Source organism: Bradyrhizobium sp. Leo170 (genome assembly GCF_004296405.1).
Classification (GTDB): domain Bacteria; phylum Pseudomonadota; class Alphaproteobacteria; order Rhizobiales; family Xanthobacteraceae; genus Bradyrhizobium.
This window is the reverse complement of the sequence record NZ_PSRR01000183.1, coordinates 1-16,737: the sequence shown is the minus strand read 5'-3', so window position 1 is coordinate 16,737 and position 16,737 is coordinate 1. Positions and strand designations below refer to the sequence as shown.

At 64.0% G+C, this 16,737-nt stretch carries 11 protein-coding genes and 1 riboswitch; of the genes, 3 read left to right on the top strand and 8 right to left on the bottom strand.

Annotation, left to right across the window (positions count from 1 at the left end; all coding sequences use genetic code 11):
* The 6 genes from CWO89_RS26415 to alaS form a co-directional block, all read right to left on the bottom strand.
* Positions 1-460 (bottom strand): histidine kinase dimerization/phospho-acceptor domain-containing protein (locus CWO89_RS26415; protein ID WP_283813555.1); only part of this gene is annotated, 460 nt, incomplete at its 3' end.
* Positions 447-2,957, bottom strand: a complete 2,511-nt coding sequence (locus tag CWO89_RS26410; protein WP_130581573.1) for a hybrid sensor histidine kinase/response regulator — start codon at positions 2,955-2,957, stop codon at positions 447-449. The genes CWO89_RS26415 and CWO89_RS26410, both read right to left, overlap by 14 nt.
* Before the next feature lie 16 nt (positions 2,958-2,973).
* The gene (locus CWO89_RS26405; RefSeq protein ID WP_130581572.1) at positions 2,974-4,113 is read right to left on the bottom strand and encodes an FIST signal transduction protein; all 1,140 of its coding nucleotides are present in this window, start codon (positions 4,111-4,113) and stop codon (positions 2,974-2,976) included.
* Between the two features lie 41 nt (positions 4,114-4,154).
* Positions 4,155-4,529 (bottom strand): response regulator, encoded by a 375-nt coding sequence (locus CWO89_RS26400; RefSeq protein WP_130581571.1) that lies wholly within the window; start codon positions 4,527-4,529, stop codon positions 4,155-4,157.
* A 498-nt stretch (positions 4,530-5,027) separates the two neighbouring features.
* Positions 5,028-6,287 (bottom strand): cyclic nucleotide-gated ion channel, encoded by a 1,260-nt coding sequence (locus CWO89_RS26395; protein WP_130581570.1) that lies wholly within the window; start codon positions 6,285-6,287, stop codon positions 5,028-5,030.
* Positions 6,288-6,293: 6 nt separating this feature from the next.
* The gene (alaS, locus tag CWO89_RS26390; protein WP_165421352.1) at positions 6,294-8,966 is read right to left on the bottom strand and encodes an alanine--tRNA ligase; all 2,673 of its coding nucleotides are present in this window, start codon (positions 8,964-8,966) and stop codon (positions 6,294-6,296) included.
* Positions 8,967-9,169: 203 nt separating this feature from the next.
* Positions 9,170-9,257: riboswitch (glycine riboswitch) on the top strand.
* A gap of 134 nt (positions 9,258-9,391) precedes the next feature.
* Between alaS and gcvT the strand changes: the two genes are divergently transcribed.
* The 3 genes from gcvT (at position 9,392) to gcvP (ending at position 13,977) form a co-directional block, all read left to right on the top strand.
* Entirely contained in the window at positions 9,392-10,537 is a 1,146-nt protein-coding gene (gene gcvT / locus CWO89_RS26385) for a glycine cleavage system aminomethyltransferase GcvT (RefSeq protein WP_130581568.1), read from the top strand.
* A gap of 12 nt (positions 10,538-10,549) precedes the next feature.
* The gene (gene gcvH / locus CWO89_RS26380; protein ID WP_130581567.1) at positions 10,550-10,915 is read left to right on the top strand and encodes a glycine cleavage system protein GcvH; all 366 of its coding nucleotides are present in this window, start codon (positions 10,550-10,552) and stop codon (positions 10,913-10,915) included.
* A gap of 164 nt (positions 10,916-11,079) precedes the next feature.
* On the top strand, positions 11,080-13,977 hold the full coding sequence (gcvP, locus tag CWO89_RS26375) for an aminomethyl-transferring glycine dehydrogenase (protein ID WP_130581566.1): 2,898 nt from the start codon (positions 11,080-11,082) through the stop codon (positions 13,975-13,977).
* 155 nt (positions 13,978-14,132) lie between these two features.
* On the opposite strand, the gene CWO89_RS26370 is transcribed toward gcvP, so the two are convergent.
* A complete protein-coding gene (locus tag CWO89_RS26370) occupies positions 14,133-15,113 on the bottom strand; it encodes a hypothetical protein (RefSeq protein WP_130581565.1) in 981 nt (326 codons plus the stop codon).
* A gap of 101 nt (positions 15,114-15,214) precedes the next feature.
* Complete coding sequence (recA, locus tag CWO89_RS26365; protein WP_130581564.1) at positions 15,215-16,303, bottom strand: recombinase RecA; 1,089 nt, start codon at positions 16,301-16,303, stop codon at positions 15,215-15,217.
* Between the last annotated feature and the right edge of the window lie 434 nt (positions 16,304-16,737).

Genomic DNA, 16,737 nt, shown 5'->3' with positions numbered 1-16,737 from the left:
CTAGGCTCGTCTCATCGAGATCGGCCGAAAATCTCACGATGTGATCGAGACGTGGCAGCAGGTCGGTGGCCGCCAGCAGCACTCGGTCGAGGTCTGCCCGCAGCGCGCTCGAGATATCGGCCAGATCCTCGCTGAGCATCTCGGCATAGCCTTTGATCGCGTTCAAGGGTGTACGCAGCTCATGGCGTAGCTGCTGCTCCTGGGTGGCGGCCGCCTGGCCGGTCAGGTTGTTCTCGCGATCGCCCTCGACCAGCCGGTCGACCTTGTCGGCGAGATCCCGCGCGGCACGGAGGACACAGTTGACATCCGGCAGCATATCCTGACGCCCGTCCCGCGACGCCTCTTCGTGCATGATCTCTGCATAGCCGAGCAGGGCGTTGACCGGGGATAGCAGTTCCTGGCGAAGGTGGGCGAGCCGAATTCGTGAGGCGCGCGCGCTGTCGGTGTCAATGATGCTCATGGCCGCTCCGGACCCGCGCGGGGGCATGCCGGGGTACCAGTTCGTCGAGCGCCGCCAGCACGGCTTTGCCGCTGAATTCGCCCTTGTGCACCAAATGCTGCACCTGGCCGTTGAGGCGCGCGAGATCCTCGGCCGTCAGGGCCTTCGCGGTGACGACGATGACCGGGATGCGTCGCCAGCGGGATTCGGCGCGCAGCCGCGCGACGAACTCGAACCCGTCCATCTCGGGCATCATCAGGTCGAGCAGAATTGCGTCCGGTGAAGCCTCGTTCAAGCGTTCGAGGCCAACCCGACCATTCTCCGCTTGCGTGACCATGCAATCGATCTCCCGCAACGCGCGCCCCATCAGCTCGCTGGTCGGAGCGTCATCCTCGACGATCAGCACGTGCCGTGGCTCGCCCCTCGGGCAGCACTTTTCCACCGCGCGGACCAGTTGGTCGCGATTTATCGGCTTGATCAGGTAATCGGCGGCGCCGAGCGAGAAGCCGATGCTCTGGTTGTCGACGATCGTGACCATGATCACGGGAATTTCGGCGAGTGCCGCATCTTCCTTCATGGCACTGAGCACGGCCCAGCCGTCCATCTGCGGCATCAGAACGTCGAGTGTGACCACGTCGGGTTTCAGCGTGCGGGCAAGCTGCATCGCCTCCTCGCCATTGGCAGCCGTGCGAACGGCGTAACCGCCGCGCTGCAGGTGTCGGCACAGCAGTTCCCGCGCATTGGGATCATCGTCAACCACGAGAACGATGGGCGCATGCTCGGGCTCCGCGACCTGCAGACCAGGAGAGCGCTTCTCTAGCGTCGGGGTCGCAGTGTCCGGAGCGGCGCGTGTCACCGCCGGCAGACGAACCACGAAGGTCGTTCCCTTGCCGGCTTCGCTGGTCAGAGTCACATCGCCGCCCAGCAGCAGGCAGAAGCTCTTGGTGATGGCGAGGCCGAGCCCGGTACCGCCATAGGCGCGGTTCGTCGATTCATCGGCCTGAGTGAAGGCCTCGAACACCTTGGCCTGCTGATCTGGCGTCATGCCGATACCGGTGTCGCGCACCTGAAACTCGATCCCGTCGCCGGCGTCGGTTGTATCGCGGAGCGCGGTCAACGTGATCGTCCCGTTCCTTGTGAACTTGCAGGCATTGCTGAGAAGGTTGAACAAGATCTGCCGCACCTTGGTCAGATCGCTGTGGATCGTGCCGACCTCGTCGGCGCAGTTGACCATGAGCGCATTGCCGGTCTTCTTGGCTAGCGGGATGACGGTCGCGGCGACGCCATCGATCATGGGCCGCAGTTCGAACGCCTCCAGATAGAGCGTCATCTTGCCGGCCTCGATCTTGGATAGATCGAGGATGTTGTCGATCAGGCCGAGCAGATGCTTGCCGGCATCCTGAATTTTGCGCAGGTCCGCCGTCTCCGATTCGCGCCCGGCACCCTGGGCGTCCTCGAGCAGCATCTCGCTGTAACCGATGATCGCGTTCAAGGGCGTGCGCAGCTCATGGCTCATGCTGGCGACGAAGTCCGACTTCGCACGGGTCGCCTGCTCGCTCGCCCAGATCGCTTTGTGCAGCTCGCCTTCCATGCGCTTGCGGTCGCTGATGTCGGCGAGGCCGTTGATCATCGCCGGCCGCCCCTCGAACTGGACTTGCTGCGAGGCTATCAGCGCCCAGAACTCCTCGCCTCCGGCCCGCTTGAGCAGCATCTCCATGCCCTCCACATGGCCATGCTCGGTGAGCGCGCCGATGAAGCGCTCGCGATGCTGCGGGTCGGCGTAGAGAGTTTTCGCTTGAACGCCCAGGGCGGCGGAACCCTCGAGCCCGAACATTTCGCCAAAACGTTGATTGGCATACCGGATGATCCCGTCGTCGAATGTGACGATCGCCACCGCCATCGGTGCGGCCTCGGCAATGACACGGAGCCGCTGCTCGCTCTCCTGAATCGCCTGCTCCGCCTGCTTGACGTCGGTGATATCGGTGTAGGTCGCGACCGTGCCGCCGTCGTCGGTTTTGCGCTCGTTGATCTGGATCCAGCGCCCGTTGGAGCGTCGTTGCAGATGCGTACCCTTGGGATCTTGGTGCCTGGTTAGGCGTTCCGCGACCCAAGCCTCGTCGCGCCCCTTGGCGTCGCGGATCTCGCCTCTTGCGACTGCATTGCGGAGGATCGTTTCGAATGATACGCCCTCCTTCACGACATCGATGGTGCGGGTGCCGTGCATGTCTAAGTACCGCCGGTTGTATATCACCAGTTTGTCGTCGGCGTCGTAGAGCGAGAAGCCCTCCGAGATGCTCTCGATCGCGTCGGTCAGCCGGGTCTGGGCCTGCGTAGCCTTGTCGCGCGCCTCCGACAGCTCCTCGACGCTCAGCTCCAGCGAGCGCTCGAGCATCGCCCGATCGCTGTCGAAATCGGCGTATGCGGCATCGACGGCTGCTACGAAAGGCTGCAGCCCAGTCGGCAATTCGCCCTCGACACCGAGGTGCTTTCTGAGCTGACGTCGTAGCAGCCTGTGCATCTGTGCCCTGTGACGGTCAGTCCTCGGCGAAAGTCGTGATGGTCATGGTTTGATTGTGCAGGCGGCACTCGCCACCGTGTACGAAGGGGCTAAGCTCGCCGTACGAGTAGAACCCGGAAATCTTCGTATCCTTCCCGAACACATTCCTGATTGCTTCGATCTCTTCTTCGGTACGCTGCTTCATCACAAGCTTGCGACCGACGCAGCTCACCAGAATGGCAAGATCCGGCTGCTTATCGCTCAGCCCGCTGAGGCTGGCCCTGGCGGCGGACGTCGCGCCGTCGACGAGATCGTCAACGTTGGTCTTCATCAACCGCGCCGTTCCGCCCTGTGGGATGTCGCCGGCGAAGGTCATCGACTTTTTCTGCTCGTCTATGGACAGGACGGTCCGGACGACACCCTGGCCTCCCTTTGCGTCGGTAACCAGGATCGGGAAAAGCAAGGCAGAGCTTGGCAACTGCTCGGCGTGCGAGCCCAGGTACGATTTATAGAGATCGAGCGCCGACCGCCCATCCAGCTCATAGAGGATGTTGCCCTCGGCCCGAGTGATGGTGCGCAGCGGCCCGAACGGCTCCCAGCCGCCCATCGATGCGTAGCCAATGCGCAAATCGTTGCCGTACAGACCGACCGCTGCCACGCGCTGAGGGCCCGCGGCATCGTCGGCAATGACCCAAGTCTCGGAAAAGTTGGTTCCATCTCCGGAAAGGCCGCCGGTGATCGACACGCCTTCCGAGACGCCGCCCGCGAGACCGCGCGCCAGGTCGGAGCCATTGACGTGTAAGCCATCAGAAAGCACGAACACGTGGCGCAACGAGGCGTCGTTGAGCTGCCGTGCGAGCTCCTTGCCGACGTCATAGCTCGCCTTCGCCTCGCCAATCGCAGCGGAGGCGAACCGGAGCCGCGTATGTTCGAAGTCCGCAAGGGTGGCAATCACCGAGTCGTCGACGACCATGTCGCCGACGATCTCGCCGGAAGTCGAGCAACCGAGCATGGCGGCCCCTTTAAAATGGTCGCGCAGCTCATCCACGGGGGCGCCTGCCTGCATCAGTGATCTCGCGCCAAAAACGAACACGACACTTTGTCGTCCGACTTCATCGGTCGGCAAATTCGGGCGCCATCCCTCACTTTGAGACCATTTGTATTGAGCCGTTTTCATGAGTTGCTCCCTCTCATCGCTCGTTCGGACCTTGTGATCGTCTACCGTCCCGCAGCCGCGAGGAGCGCCTCGATCTTACCAAGCAGCCTCTGCAGCTCGATCGGTTTTGTGTCATAGTCGTCGCAGCCGGCCTCGAGGGCCTTGGCCCGGTCGGTCGCCATAGCGTGCGCCGTGAGCGCGATGATCGGGATCTTGCGCAGCTCAGGCGCGGCCTTGATCCGGCGCGTCGCTTCCCAACCGTCGATCACCGGTAGGCTCATGTCCATCAAAATGAGATCGGGCCTCTCATTCGTCGCCATTTCGACGCCGCGCGCTCCGTCCTCGGCGACGGCAACTTCGTAGCCGCCGCGCACGAGGCGCCGCGAGAGCATGTCGCGGTTCATCTCGTTGTCTTCGATCAGCAGGATCTTGGGCATCGCACAGCCTCGAGCCGGACTGTGAGCACTGCTTACCGGGATCGCCCGGATGACATCAATAGACGCTAAAAAAAATAGCTTAGCACCCCAGCCTGCCTGTCGCATCACAAAAATGGCGAGTAGGCCGACAGGGAATTCCCAAAGTTCGAGGTGATTTTTCAGTGGTACAGTGGGTCACAGCCGTGTTTTTGTACTCAGGAACTGCAACCAATAGATGCGAGAGGCGATCATTCATACTCGATAAAGCCCATAATTCGCACATGTGGGGGGCTTTCCATTCCTTGCATGTATGTACGCTGACATGCCATATCGTAGCAGCAAGGCGAACTCGCTGTTCAAGACTGTGAGCGACGAAGCATCAATCAAGCGGGGTAGCCGTAAGTTGGCGCCCTCTTTCATTTTAGACCAAACTTGTGATGTCGCCTGTTGGCCCATCGCGTCGATATTGGCTTGTCTGCTCTTGCACCGCTCTTCAGGACTCAGCGGGCGTGAATCACTTTATGAGTGCACGGCCTGATCGTCGTTTCCGCCGCCAGTCTCCGCCGGCTCAGCCTGCGCGATCTCGGCCGCGGCGATATCGCCCTTGCCGACCTCCCCCGTATCCGCAAGCCGCGCTTCCGCGGTCTCCTTCACGTGCGCGGCAAGCGCCGGCAGGCGTTCGATCAAAGCGTGAAAATCCTGGGCGTCGAGCGCGAGCAGCCTGGTCTTGCGTGTCGCCGTCACGGTGCCGGAGCGGCTGGTGCGCTTGAGCAGTGCGATCTCGCCGAAGAAGGTGCCGTCGGAGAGCCTGACCCGCTGGCTCGGCAATTCGATCTCCACCTCGCCTGCGGTGATGAAATACATCGAAGAGGCCACGTCGCCGCGGCGGACCAGCACCTCGCCCTGCTCGATGGTCTGGGCGCGGAGCAGCCGCATGATGTCGGCGATCTCTGCGGCGCCGAGATGGGAGAACAGCGGCACCCGCGCCAGCATGCCCCAGGTGACGACGAAATCGCGCCGGCGCACCTCGTCGGCGAAGGCGGTCGAGATGATCGCGACCGGCAGCGCGATCATGGCAAATCCGAACACGATCGCGAACACCGTAACGATCTTGCCGAGCGGCGTCACCGGGATCACGTCGCCATAACCGACGGTGCCGAGCGTTACCATCGCCCACCACATCGCCTGCGGGATGGTGCCGAACTTGTCCGGCTGGACCTTGTGCTCGATGGCGTAGAGCAGCGAAGCGAACAGCAGCACCGCGCCGGCGAGGATCACGAGGCAGCCGACCAGCGTGCGCCGTTCGGCGTGCAGCGCCGCCAGCAGCGAGCGCATCGCCGGCGAATAGCGCACGAGCTTCAGGAACGGCAGCATGCCGAACAGCACCACCGCAGTCTTGTCGCCCAGCATCAGCGCGATCGCCGACGGCAGGAACGCCATGAGGTCGATGATGCCGAAGCTCGAGAACACATATTCGAGCCGCGCCCGCGCGGCAGTCGTGGCGTGCAGGGAGTGGCCGGCCACGCTCCAGATCCGCACCGCATATTCCAGCGCGAAGACGATGACCGCGGCGATCTCGATGGTCGCAAACAGCGCCCCGAACGAGGCGTCGAGCTCCGGCACCGACGCCAGGATCGCCGCCAGCACATCAATGGCTATGATGAGGACGAGCAGCCGGACCAGGCGCGCGCCGGGCGAATAAGGCAGATGGTCGTGCTCGAGCAATTCGTAGAGCCGGTCCCGCAACTCAGGGGCACCGGTCTCGCGCTTGCCGGGCATGGTCGCTTACACGCCGGCGAGCGCTTGCTCGATCGCCGATAGCGCCGCATTGGCCTTGGCGCCATCCGGCCCACCGGCCTGCGCCATGTCGGGCCGGCCGCCGCCGCCCTTGCCGCCGAGCGCCTCCGATCCCTTGCGCACCAGATCGACCGCGTTGAAGCGCGAGGTGAGGTCGGCGGTGACGCCGACCACGATGCCGGCCTTGCCGTCCTCGGTGACGCCGACGATCGCGACCACGCCGGAGCCGATCTGCTTCTTGCCGTCGTCGACCAGACTCTTGAGGTCCTTGGTCTCGACGCCCTCGACGGCGCGCGCCAGCAGTTTGATGTTGCCGACCTCGCGCACGCCGGCGCCGCCGCCGTTCGACGCAGCACCGCCGCCCATCGCAAGCTTCTTGCGGGCATCCGACAGGTCGCGCTCGAGCTTCTTGCGCTCTTCCATCAGCGAGGCGATGCGCGCCGGCACGTCCTCGATCGACGTGCGCAGCTCGTGCGCCGCGGTCTTCGCCAGCGCGATGGTGTCATTGGCGTGCTTGCGGGCATAGCTGCCCGTCAGCGCCTCGATGCGGCGAACGCCGGAGGCGACCGCGCTTTCATTGGTCACCGAGATCAGCCCGATGTCGCCGGTACGCCGCACATGGGTGCCGCCGCACAATTCCACCGACCAGCCGAGCGCGTTCTGGCCCTGCTCGCGCGGGCCCTTGCCCATCGAGACCACGCGGACTTCGTCGCCGTACTTCTCGCCGAACAAAGCGCGGGCGCCGGCTTCGCGGGCGTCATCGACCGCCATGACGCGGGTGGTGACCTCGTCGTTCTCGAGCACCACGTCGTTGGCGATGTCCTCGACCCGGGCGAGTTCCTCCGCCGTGATCGGCTTCGGGTGCACGAAGTCGAAGCGCAGCCGGTCCGGCGCGACCAGCGAGCCGCGCTGGGCGATGTGGTCGCCGAGCACCTGCCGCAGCGCCTCGTGCAACAGATGCGTCGCCGAGTGGTTGCGCCGGATCGCCGAACGCCTGCCGTGATCGACGTCGAGCTGCAGCGCGGTGCCGGCCTTCAGCGTGCCCTGCTCCACCTGGCCGATGTGAACGAAGAGATCGCCAGCCTTCTTCTGGGTATCGGTGACGCGGAAGGTGACGCCCTCGCCGGTCAAAACGCCGGTGTCGCCGACCTGGCCGCCGGACTCCGCATAGAACGGCGTCTGGTTGAGAACGACCGCGCCGCTCTCGCCGGCCTTCAACCCGTCGACCTCCTGGCCATCCTTCACCAGCGCCGCGACCACGCCCTCGGCGCGCTCGGTCTCGTAGCCCAGGAATTCGGTCGCGCCGAGCTTCTCGCGCAGCGGGAACCAGACGCTCTCGGTCGCAGCCTCGCCCGAGCCCGCCCAGGCCGCACGCGCCTTCTCGCGCTGGCGATCCATCGCGTCGGTGAAGGACGCCTGGTCGACGCTGATGCCGCGCGACTTCAGCGCGTCCTGGGTGAGGTCGAGCGGGAAACCATAGGTGTCGTAGAGCGTGAAGGCGGTGTCGCCGTCGAACATGTCGCCCTTTTTCAGGCCGGCGCTCTTCTCATCCAGAATGGCAAGGCCGCGCTCCAAGGTCTTGCGGAAGCGGGTCTCTTCCAGCCGCAGCGTTTCTTCAATCAGTTTCTCGGCACGCACCAGTTCCGGATAGGCCTGGCCCATCTCGCGCACCAGCGCCCAGACCAGGCGATGCATCAGCGGCTCGCGTGCGCCGAGGAGCTGCGCATGGCGCATTGCACGGCGCATGATCCGGCGCAGCACGTAGCCGCGACCTTCATTGGAGGGCAGCACGCCGTCGGAGATCAGGAACGAGGACGCGCGCAGATGATCGGCGATCACGCGCAGCGAGGCCTTGTGCTCGCCCCTGGGATCGGCGCCGGTGAGATCGGCGATCGCCCGGATCAGCGAGACAAACAGGTCGATGTCGTAATTGTCGTGCACGCCCTGCAGCACGGCGGCGACGCGCTCCAGCCCCGCGCCGGTGTCGATCGAGGGCTTCGGCAGCGGATTGCGCACGCCGCCCTCGAGCTGCTCGAACTGCATGAACACGAGATTCCAGATCTCGATGAAGCGGTCGCCGTCCTGCTCCGCCGAACCGGGCGGGCCGCCCCAGACCTTGTCGCCATGGTCGTAGAAGATTTCCGAGCACGGGCCGCAGGGGCCGGTGTCGCCCATCTGCCAGAAATTGTCGGAGCCGGCGATGCGGATGATGCGCGAGTCCGGCAGGCCTGCGATCTTCTTCCAGAGATCATAGGCTTCGTCGTCGTCGATATAGACGGTCGCCGTCAGCTTGTCCTTCGGGAGCCCGAATTCCTTGGTGACCAGGTTCCAGGCCAGCTCGATCGCGCGATCCTTGAAGTAATCGCCGAAGGAGAAGTTGCCGAGCATCTCGAAGAAGGTGTGATGGCGCGCGGTGTAGCCGACATTGTCGAGGTCGTTGTGCTTGCCGCCGGCGCGCACGCATTTCTGCGAGGTGGTGGCGCGGACATAGGGCCGCTTCTCGACGCCGGTGAAGACGTTCTTGAACTGCACCATGCCGGCATTGGTGAACATCAAGGTCGGGTCGTTGCGCGGAACCAGCGGCGACGACGGCACGATCTCGTGGCCGTTCTTCGCGAAGAAATTCAGAAAGGTCGACCTGATGTCGTTGACGCTGCTCATAGCCATCCAACCGGAAAAGGGGCCCGGAATCCGCCACAAAAGGGTTAATCTTCCGGCCGAACGCTTTTAGACAAGGCGCACGGCGGTGTCCAGAAACTGTGCAAGCACATCATAGGCTTGCCGCGATCGCGTAAAGGGCCGTTGATAGTTGCCGCGGCCGCGTTGACAGCCTTGGCCGCGCCGTGTTTCCCTCCTATCTACTCTCAGTCACGTCGGGAGAGACCGGCCTTGCGCCGGCGCCGAAGGAGCAACCGCCCCGGAAACTCTCAGGCAAAAGGACCGCGTGACCACTGACATCTGGAAAGAGGTGCGTGAGGCTTCAAGCCGGGCGCGCCGCCGACGGGATAATACTCTCAGGCAAAGCGACAGATGGGGCTTTTGGGTTTCCAGGGGATGGTCCCCAGGGGAACCGCGAGGGCCCTGCAATGCTTGCGCGAGACGAATCCGACCTCAAACGCACTCCCCTTCACGCGCTGCACCTCGCCCGCGGAGGCAAGATGGTGCCGTTCGCGGGCTATGAGATGCCCGTGCAGTACCCTGCGGGCGTGCTGAAAGAGCACCTTCATACGCGCAGCCACGCCGGGCTGTTCGACGTCTCCCATATGGGCCAGATCGCGCTGCGGCCGAAATCCGGCAAGGTCTCCGACGCAGCGCTGGCGCTGGAGCGGCTGGTGCCGCAGGACATCCTCGGCGTCGCGCCGGGACGGCAGCGCTACGCCCAGTTCACCAATGCCGATGGCGGCATCCTGGACGACCTCATGGTCGCGAATTTCGGCGATCACCTGTTCCTGGTGGTGAACGCGGCCTGCAAGGCCGAGGACGAGGCGCATTTACGGAAACATTTATCCGATGCCTGCGACATCGATTCGCTAGCGGACCGCGCGCTGATCGCACTGCAGGGGCCGAAGGCCGAATCGGCGCTGGCGAAAATTTGTGCAGATGCGCCGTCGATGAAATTCATGGATGCCGGCCCGCGCCGCGTCGCCGGGTTCGACTGCTTCGTCTCCCGCTCCGGCTATACCGGCGAGGACGGTTTTGAAATCTCCGTTCCGGCCGAGCACGCCGAAGCGCTGGTGACCCAACTCCTGGATAATCCGGATGTGCTGCCGATCGGGCTCGGCGCGCGCGACAGCCTCCGGCTCGAAGCCGGGCTCTGCCTCTACGGCCATGACATCGACACCACGACGACGCCGGTCGAAGCCGCGCTGGAATGGTCGGTCCAGAAAAGCCGCCGCAAGGGCGGCGCCCGCACCGGCGGTTTTCCGGGTGCGGAAAAGATCCTCGATCAGTTCGAGCGTGGCGCGCCGCGCCGCCGGGTCGGCCTGAAGGCGCAGGGACGCGCGCCGGTGCGCGAAGGCGCGGCGCTGTTCGCTGATGCTGATACGGGCGAGGCGATCGGCAAGGTCACGTCCGGCGGCTTTGGCCCGAGCCTCAATGCACCGGTGGCGATGGGTTACCTGCCCACCGCGCTCTCCGGCATCGGCACCACCGTTTTCGCGGAGGTGCGCGGCCAGCGCCTGCCGCTTGCGGTCGCCGCCACGCCTTTCGTTCCCAACACCTATAAACGCTAGAGGACACTTTTCATGACGACGCTCTACACGTCCGACCACGAATGGCTCCACATCGAGGGCGATGTCGCCACGATCGGGATCACCGACTACGCGCAGCAGCAGCTCGGCGACGTCGTGTTCGTCGAACTGCCGAAGGTCGGGCGCACGCTGAAGAAAGCGGAAGCCGCCGCCGTCGTGGAATCCGTGAAAGCGGCCTCCGACGTCTACGCGCCGATCTCGGGCGACGTGCTCGAGGTCAATGACGCGCTCGCCGCCGAGCCGGCGCTGGTCAATTCGGATGCCGCCGGCAAGGCCTGGTTCTTCAAGATGAAGATCGCCGACAAGAGCGAGCTCGGCGGCCTGATGGACGAAGCCGCCTACAAAGCCCACACCGCCTGACTTGCACAGCCTGAGATGATGACGCCCTTCGCAACATACTCGCCGTCATCGTCCGCGAAGGCGGACGATCCAGTACGCCGTGACGTTTCGGCTCGATCGCTGAAGCCGGTGATTACTGGATGCCCCGCCTGCGCGGGGCATGACGGGGAATGAGAGAGGAACACATGAACGCGCCGTTCAAACCGACCAGTGAAGCCGCGGCCACCTTCGTGCGCCGCCACATCGGCCCCTCGCCGCGCGACGTCGATGCGATGCTGCAAACCGTCGGCGCCACCAGCCTCGCCGCGCTGATGGGCGAGACGCTGCCCTCATCGATCCGGCAGAAGGCCCCGCTCGATCTCGGCCGCGCGCTGAGCGAGACCGAGGCGCTGGCCCATATGAACGAGCTGGCGGCGCAGAACCAAGTGTTCACCTCGCTGATCGGTCAAGGCTATTCCGGCACGATTTTGCCTGCGGTGATCCAGCGCAACATCCTGGAAAATCCGGCCTGGTACACGGCCTACACGCCCTATCAGCCCGAGATCAGCCAGGGCCGGCTGGAAGCACTGTTCAACTTCCAGACCATGATCTGCGACCTGACCGGGCTCGACGTCGCCAACGCCTCGCTGCTCGACGAAGCAACCGCGGCCGCCGAAGCGATGGCGCTCGCCGAGCGGCACTCGCAGGTGAAGGCGAAAGCATTCTTCGTCGATCACGAAGTCCATCCGCAGACGCTCGCGGTGCTGCGCACCCGTGCCGAGCCGCTCGGCTGGAGCCTGATCGTCGGCGATCCCCTCACCGATCTCGACAAGGCCGACGTGCTCGGCGCCCTCCTGCAATATCCGGGCACCTCGGGCGCAGTCCGCGACCTGCGGCCCGCGATCGCGGCGCTGCGTGCCAAGGGCGCGCTCGCGATCGTCGCCGCCGACCTTTTGGCACTGGCGGTCCTTGCGTCGCCGGGCGAGCTCGGCGCGGACATCGCGATCGGCTCGGCGCAGCGCTTTGGCGTGCCGATGGGCTATGGCGGCCCGCATGCCGCCTACATGGCGGTGCGCGATGCGCTGAAGCGCTCGCTGCCCGGCCGCCTCGTCGGGCTATCAGTGGATTCGCGCGGGATGCCGGCCTATCGGCTGGCGTTGCAGACCCGCGAGCAGCATATCCGCCGCGAGAAGGCGACCTCCAACATCTGCACCGCGCAGGTGCTGCTCGCCGTGATCGCCTCGATGTATGCGGTCTATCACGGCCCCGAAGGCCTCACTCATATCGCGCGCAATGTGCATCGCCGCGCCGCCGTGCTGGCAGCGGGATTGCGCAAGCTCGGCTTTGCGCCCACGAGCGAGGCGTTCTTCGACACGCTGACCGTCGAGGTTGGCGCCAAGCAAAGCGAGATCGTGGCCCGTGCGCTCGCGGAGAGGATCAATCTGCGCGTCGGCCAAGGGATCGGCCAAGGGATCAGCCAAGGCACGCTCGGCATCGCCGTCGATGAGACCACGACATCAGAGACCGTCGAGGCGGTGTGGCGCGCATTCGGCGGTACGCTCGCCTATGCCGACGTCGAGACCGGCGCGCGCGAGGCGCTGCCGGCGGAATTGAAGCGCACCACCGCGTTCCTGACCCATCCGGTGTTCCATGCGCATCGCTCCGAGACCGAGCTGCTGCGCTACATGCGCAAGCTCTCAGATCGCGACCTCGCGCTCGATCGCGCGATGATCCCGCTCGGCTCCTGCACCATGAAGCTGAACGCGACCACGGAGATGGTGCCGCTGACCTGGCCGGCGTTCGGCAGCCTGCATCCGTTCGCGCCGGCAGATCAGGCCAAGGGCTATCACGCATTGTTTGCGCGATTGGAAAAATGGCTGTGCGACATCACCGGCTATGACGCGGTGTCGCTGCAACCGAATTCCGGGGCGCAGGGCGAATATGCCGGCCTGCTCGCGATCCGCGGCTATCATGCCGCGCGCGGCGAGGACCATCGCAGGATCTGCCTGATCCCCTCCTCCGCCCACGGCACCAATCCGGCTTCCGCCGCGATGGCCGGCATGGACGTCGTGGTGGTCGCCTGTGATGCGCGCGGCGACGTCGATGTCGATGATCTCCGCGCCAAGGCGGAGAAGCATTCGGCTGACCTCGCGGCAGTGATGATCACCTATCCCTCGACGCATGGCGTGTTCGAGGAGCACATCAGCGAGATCTGCGACATCGTGCATGAGCATGGCGGACAGGTCTATCTCGATGGCGCCAATTTGAACGCGCAGGTCGGGCTGTCGCGGCCCGGCGACTATGGCGCCGACGTCAGCCATCTCAATCTGCACAAGACGTTCTGCATCCCGCATGGCGGCGGCGGCCCCGGCATGGGCCCGATCGGCGTGCTGGCGCATCTGGCGCCGTATTTGCCCGGCCATCCCGCAACCGATGGCGGCACCCCGCACCCGGTCGGGCCGGTGTCGGCCGCGCCGTTCGGCTCGGCGTCGATCCTGACCATCTCCTACATCTACATCCTGATGATGGGCGGCGAAGGACTGACGCGCGCCACCGAGATCGCGATCCTCAATGCCAACTACATCGCGGCACGCCTGCAGGCGCATTTCCCGGTGCTGTACCGGAACGCGAAGGGCCGCGTCGCGCATGAATGCATCGTCGATCCGCGGCCGCTGAAGACCTCGGCGGGCGTCACCGTCGACGACATTGCAAAACGCCTGATCGACTACGGCTTCCACGCGCCGACCATGAGCTTCCCGGTGCCGGGCACGCTGATGATCGAGCCGACGGAATCCGAATCCAAGGCTGAGCTGGATCGTTTTTGTGATGCCATGATCGCGATCCGCCAGGAGATCGCCGAGATCGAGAGCGGCCGCTTCAAGGTCGAGGCCTCGCCGCTCCGGAACGCGCCGCACACCGTGCACGACATCGCGGACGATGCATGGAATCGCGCCTACAGCCGCGCCGAGGGCTGCTTCCCGGACGGCGTCTCCCGGTCAGACAAATATTGGAGCCCTGTCGGCCGCGTCGACAATGTCTACGGCGACCGCAACCTGGTGTGCTCCTGCCCGCCGCTGAGCGATTACGCGGAAGCTGCGGAGTGAGATGACGCCGTCATTCCGGGGCGTGCAACAGAGCGCCCCGGAATCTCGAAGTTGCAGAGTTGTAGGATGGCTAGAGCGCAGCGAAACCCATCGCACCTGCGTGCTTTGGTAGCAAATGATGGGTTTCGCTGCGCTCTACCCATCCTACGGGATCGTCAGGACGCGACTATCCCCGGATTCCAGCGCCAGAGGTTATCGTTGGTCAAATGCGTGCCGCCCCACCAGCGGTCGATTGGGTTGTGACGGCTGAAATCTTCCTTGTGAGCAAGCACCGCCTTGCCAAACTTGGTGAGCAACAGTCGGCTTCGCTTGTATGCCGCGCCGCGGCCGCGGTAGTTATCTCTCCTGAGGGTACGGAGTTCATCATCGAGACCAGCCACGGCGGGCGTCGGACCGTGCGCCAGCCCCTCCAGCAGAGACCCGATCTCCCACTCCTTGAACACACGACGCTGGCGAAGGCCGCGAAGATGGAACAGCGAATTCGTATCCCGGTATCCTGCGGCAATCAGCTCCAGCAGGCGCATCTCCGTCGCGCCGAGTCCAGTTGTGCTGGAGGGAAGCTCTTCGAGAAGGTCAATCAGAGCTGTCCTCAGCAGCGGTAGTGCGCTCAAATCCTTGCCGAGGAGGTTGAAGCAGGCTTCCGGCGTCGGCGCCCGATACGCCTGCCAGCTCATGCTTCCCGTTTCAAGCTTCGCCTCGGTGACGTCGACTTTGCGTACGTCCGTCGCGGCGGGTCCCTCGTGGTCCATCATGAGCAGATCGAAGTCGACAATGAGCAACCTCAACTTGGCCACTGTTTCCGGGTGGGAGCGAAAGAAATCGAGCAGCGAGATCAATTGCAACTGATCATCCGGCCCTGGATCAAACCATAGCTCGACAGTTTTGCATGGCTCGCAGAAGTCGACCAAGGCGAGGTCCTTGCGAGCTTCGCTGTTGTTTCGAAACTCGCCGACGAGGTCCGACCAATGAGATCCCGGACCGTGCTGCTCAGAACGCGCGGCGACATAGGTGGCGAAACTGTCAGGAAACGGCAATGGACCCCATACAAGACGAGTGGTGAAAGGAATGACGGCTTCAGCTAGATCCATGCGCATGAGGCAGTAGCCGGACGAGCTGGTCAGGATCAGGCGCTTCATGGCCCCCTCGGCAATCACCCAAACAAAACGGGCGCCGAAGACGTCGGCAACTCAACGTCCTCAGCGCCCGCTTCCCGCGAAGAAATCGGATATCTTGAAACTTACTCTTCCGCCGGCTCATCGCCGTCGGCGTCACGCTCGGGGGTGCCGGCGAGGATCTGCTCGGCGATCAGACCGGAGTTCTGCCGGATTGCAAGCTCGATCTTGCTGGTGATATCGGGGTTGGACCTAAGGAACGCCTTGGAGTTCTCGCGGCCTTGGCCGAGCCGCTGGCTGTCATAGGAGAACCAGGCGCCGGACTTTTCGACGATGCCGGCCTTGACGCCGAGGTCAAGGATCTCGCCCATCTTGGAGACGCCCTCGCCATACATGATGTCGAACTCGACCTGCTTGAAGGGCGGCGCCAGCTTGTTCTTCACCACCTTCACGCGCGTGGTGTTGCCGACCACCTCGTCGCGCTCCTTGATCGCACCAATGCGGCGGATGTCGAGGCGGACGGAGGCATAAAACTTCAGCGCATTGCCGCCGGTCGTCGTCTCCGGCGAGCCGTACATCACGCCGATCTTCATGCGGATCTGGTTGATGAAGATCACCATCGTGTGGGACTTGTTGATGGAGGCGGTGAGCTTGCGCAGCGCCTGGCTCATCAACCGCGCCTGCAGGCCCGGCAGCGCATCGCCCATCTCGCCTTCGAGCTCGGCCTTTGGCACCAGCGCCGCCACCGAGTCCACCACCAGAACGTCGACCGCGCCGGAGCGCACCAAGGTGTCGCAGATTTCAAGCGCCTGCTCGCCGGTATCGGGCTGCGAGATCAGGAGTTCGTCGATATTGACGCCGAGCTTGCGCGCATAGACCGGGTCGAGCGCGTGTTCGGCGTCGATGAAGGCACAGATGCCGCCCTTCTTCTGGGCTTCAGCCACCGTGTGCAGCGCCAGCGTGGTTTTCCCCGAGGATTCCGGCCCGTAGATCTCGACGACGCGTCCCTTCGGCAGGCCGCCGACGCCCAGCGCGATGTCGAGCCCGAGCGACCCCGACGATACCGTCTCGATATCCATCGAGCGGTCGCTCTTGCCGAGCTTCATCACCGAGCCCTTGCCGAACTGGCGCTCGATCTGGGACAGCGCAGCAGACAGAGCTTTGGACTTATCCATGGAGGATCCTTCGACAATACGCAGCGTAGTGACGGACATGGGATGTGCTCCTTATGACGGGGATTCGCTAGCGGGACAAACGGGGCGCGATAAGAAATCGATGGTTTATTGCGTCGGAAATTCTGTACCACCTTTGTTCCATGTTCGCAATATGTTCTTTTTTGAACTCGGGTGGTGTCCGTAATTAACCCCCAGTGTCCTAAGCTGAATTTCGGAGTGTCCTAATTGGACGTTAAGCGGCTTTAGCGTAGGACCTTCGATGTGCGGTCGTGGTGCACCCGCATGCCTTCACAGGCTAACCCGGAGCGACTGCACCGCGCTCCGGGTGAAGGCCCGTAGTTCTCCGGCCGTGAACGGAGTTCCTAACATGGGTTAAGGCCGCTTCAGTTGGCGGCCTCTTTCTTTTTTAGAAACGCCTTCACAGCGTTGATCATGTTGATCATCTCGTCCGCATCTTCTTGGAAGGTAATATC

Bases quoted from the DNA above. Each gene is read 5' to 3' on its own strand.
- gcvP (WP_130581566.1), top strand. From the start codon at position 11,080: ATGAACGCGCCGTTCAAACCGACCAGTGAAGCCGCGGCCACCTTCGTG.
- recA (WP_130581564.1), bottom strand. From the start codon at position 16,303: ATGTCCGTCACTACGCTGCGTATTGTCGAAGGATCCTCCATGGATAAG.
- CWO89_RS26370 (WP_130581565.1), bottom strand. From the start codon at position 15,113: ATGAAGCGCCTGATCCTGACCAGCTCGTCCGGCTACTGCCTCATGCGC.
- gcvT (WP_130581568.1), top strand. From the start codon at position 9,392: ATGCTTGCGCGAGACGAATCCGACCTCAAACGCACTCCCCTTCACGCG.
- CWO89_RS26395 (WP_130581570.1), bottom strand. From the start codon at position 6,287: ATGCCCGGCAAGCGCGAGACCGGTGCCCCTGAGTTGCGGGACCGGCTC.
- gcvH (WP_130581567.1), top strand. From the start codon at position 10,550: ATGACGACGCTCTACACGTCCGACCACGAATGGCTCCACATCGAGGGC.
- CWO89_RS26410 (WP_130581573.1), bottom strand. From the start codon at position 2,957: ATGCACAGGCTGCTACGACGTCAGCTCAGAAAGCACCTCGGTGTCGAG.
- CWO89_RS26405 (WP_130581572.1), bottom strand. From the start codon at position 4,113: ATGAAAACGGCTCAATACAAATGGTCTCAAAGTGAGGGATGGCGCCCG.
- alaS (WP_165421352.1), bottom strand. From the start codon at position 8,966: ATGAGCAGCGTCAACGACATCAGGTCGACCTTTCTGAATTTCTTCGCG.
- CWO89_RS26400 (WP_130581571.1), bottom strand. From the start codon at position 4,529: ATGCCCAAGATCCTGCTGATCGAAGACAACGAGATGAACCGCGACATG.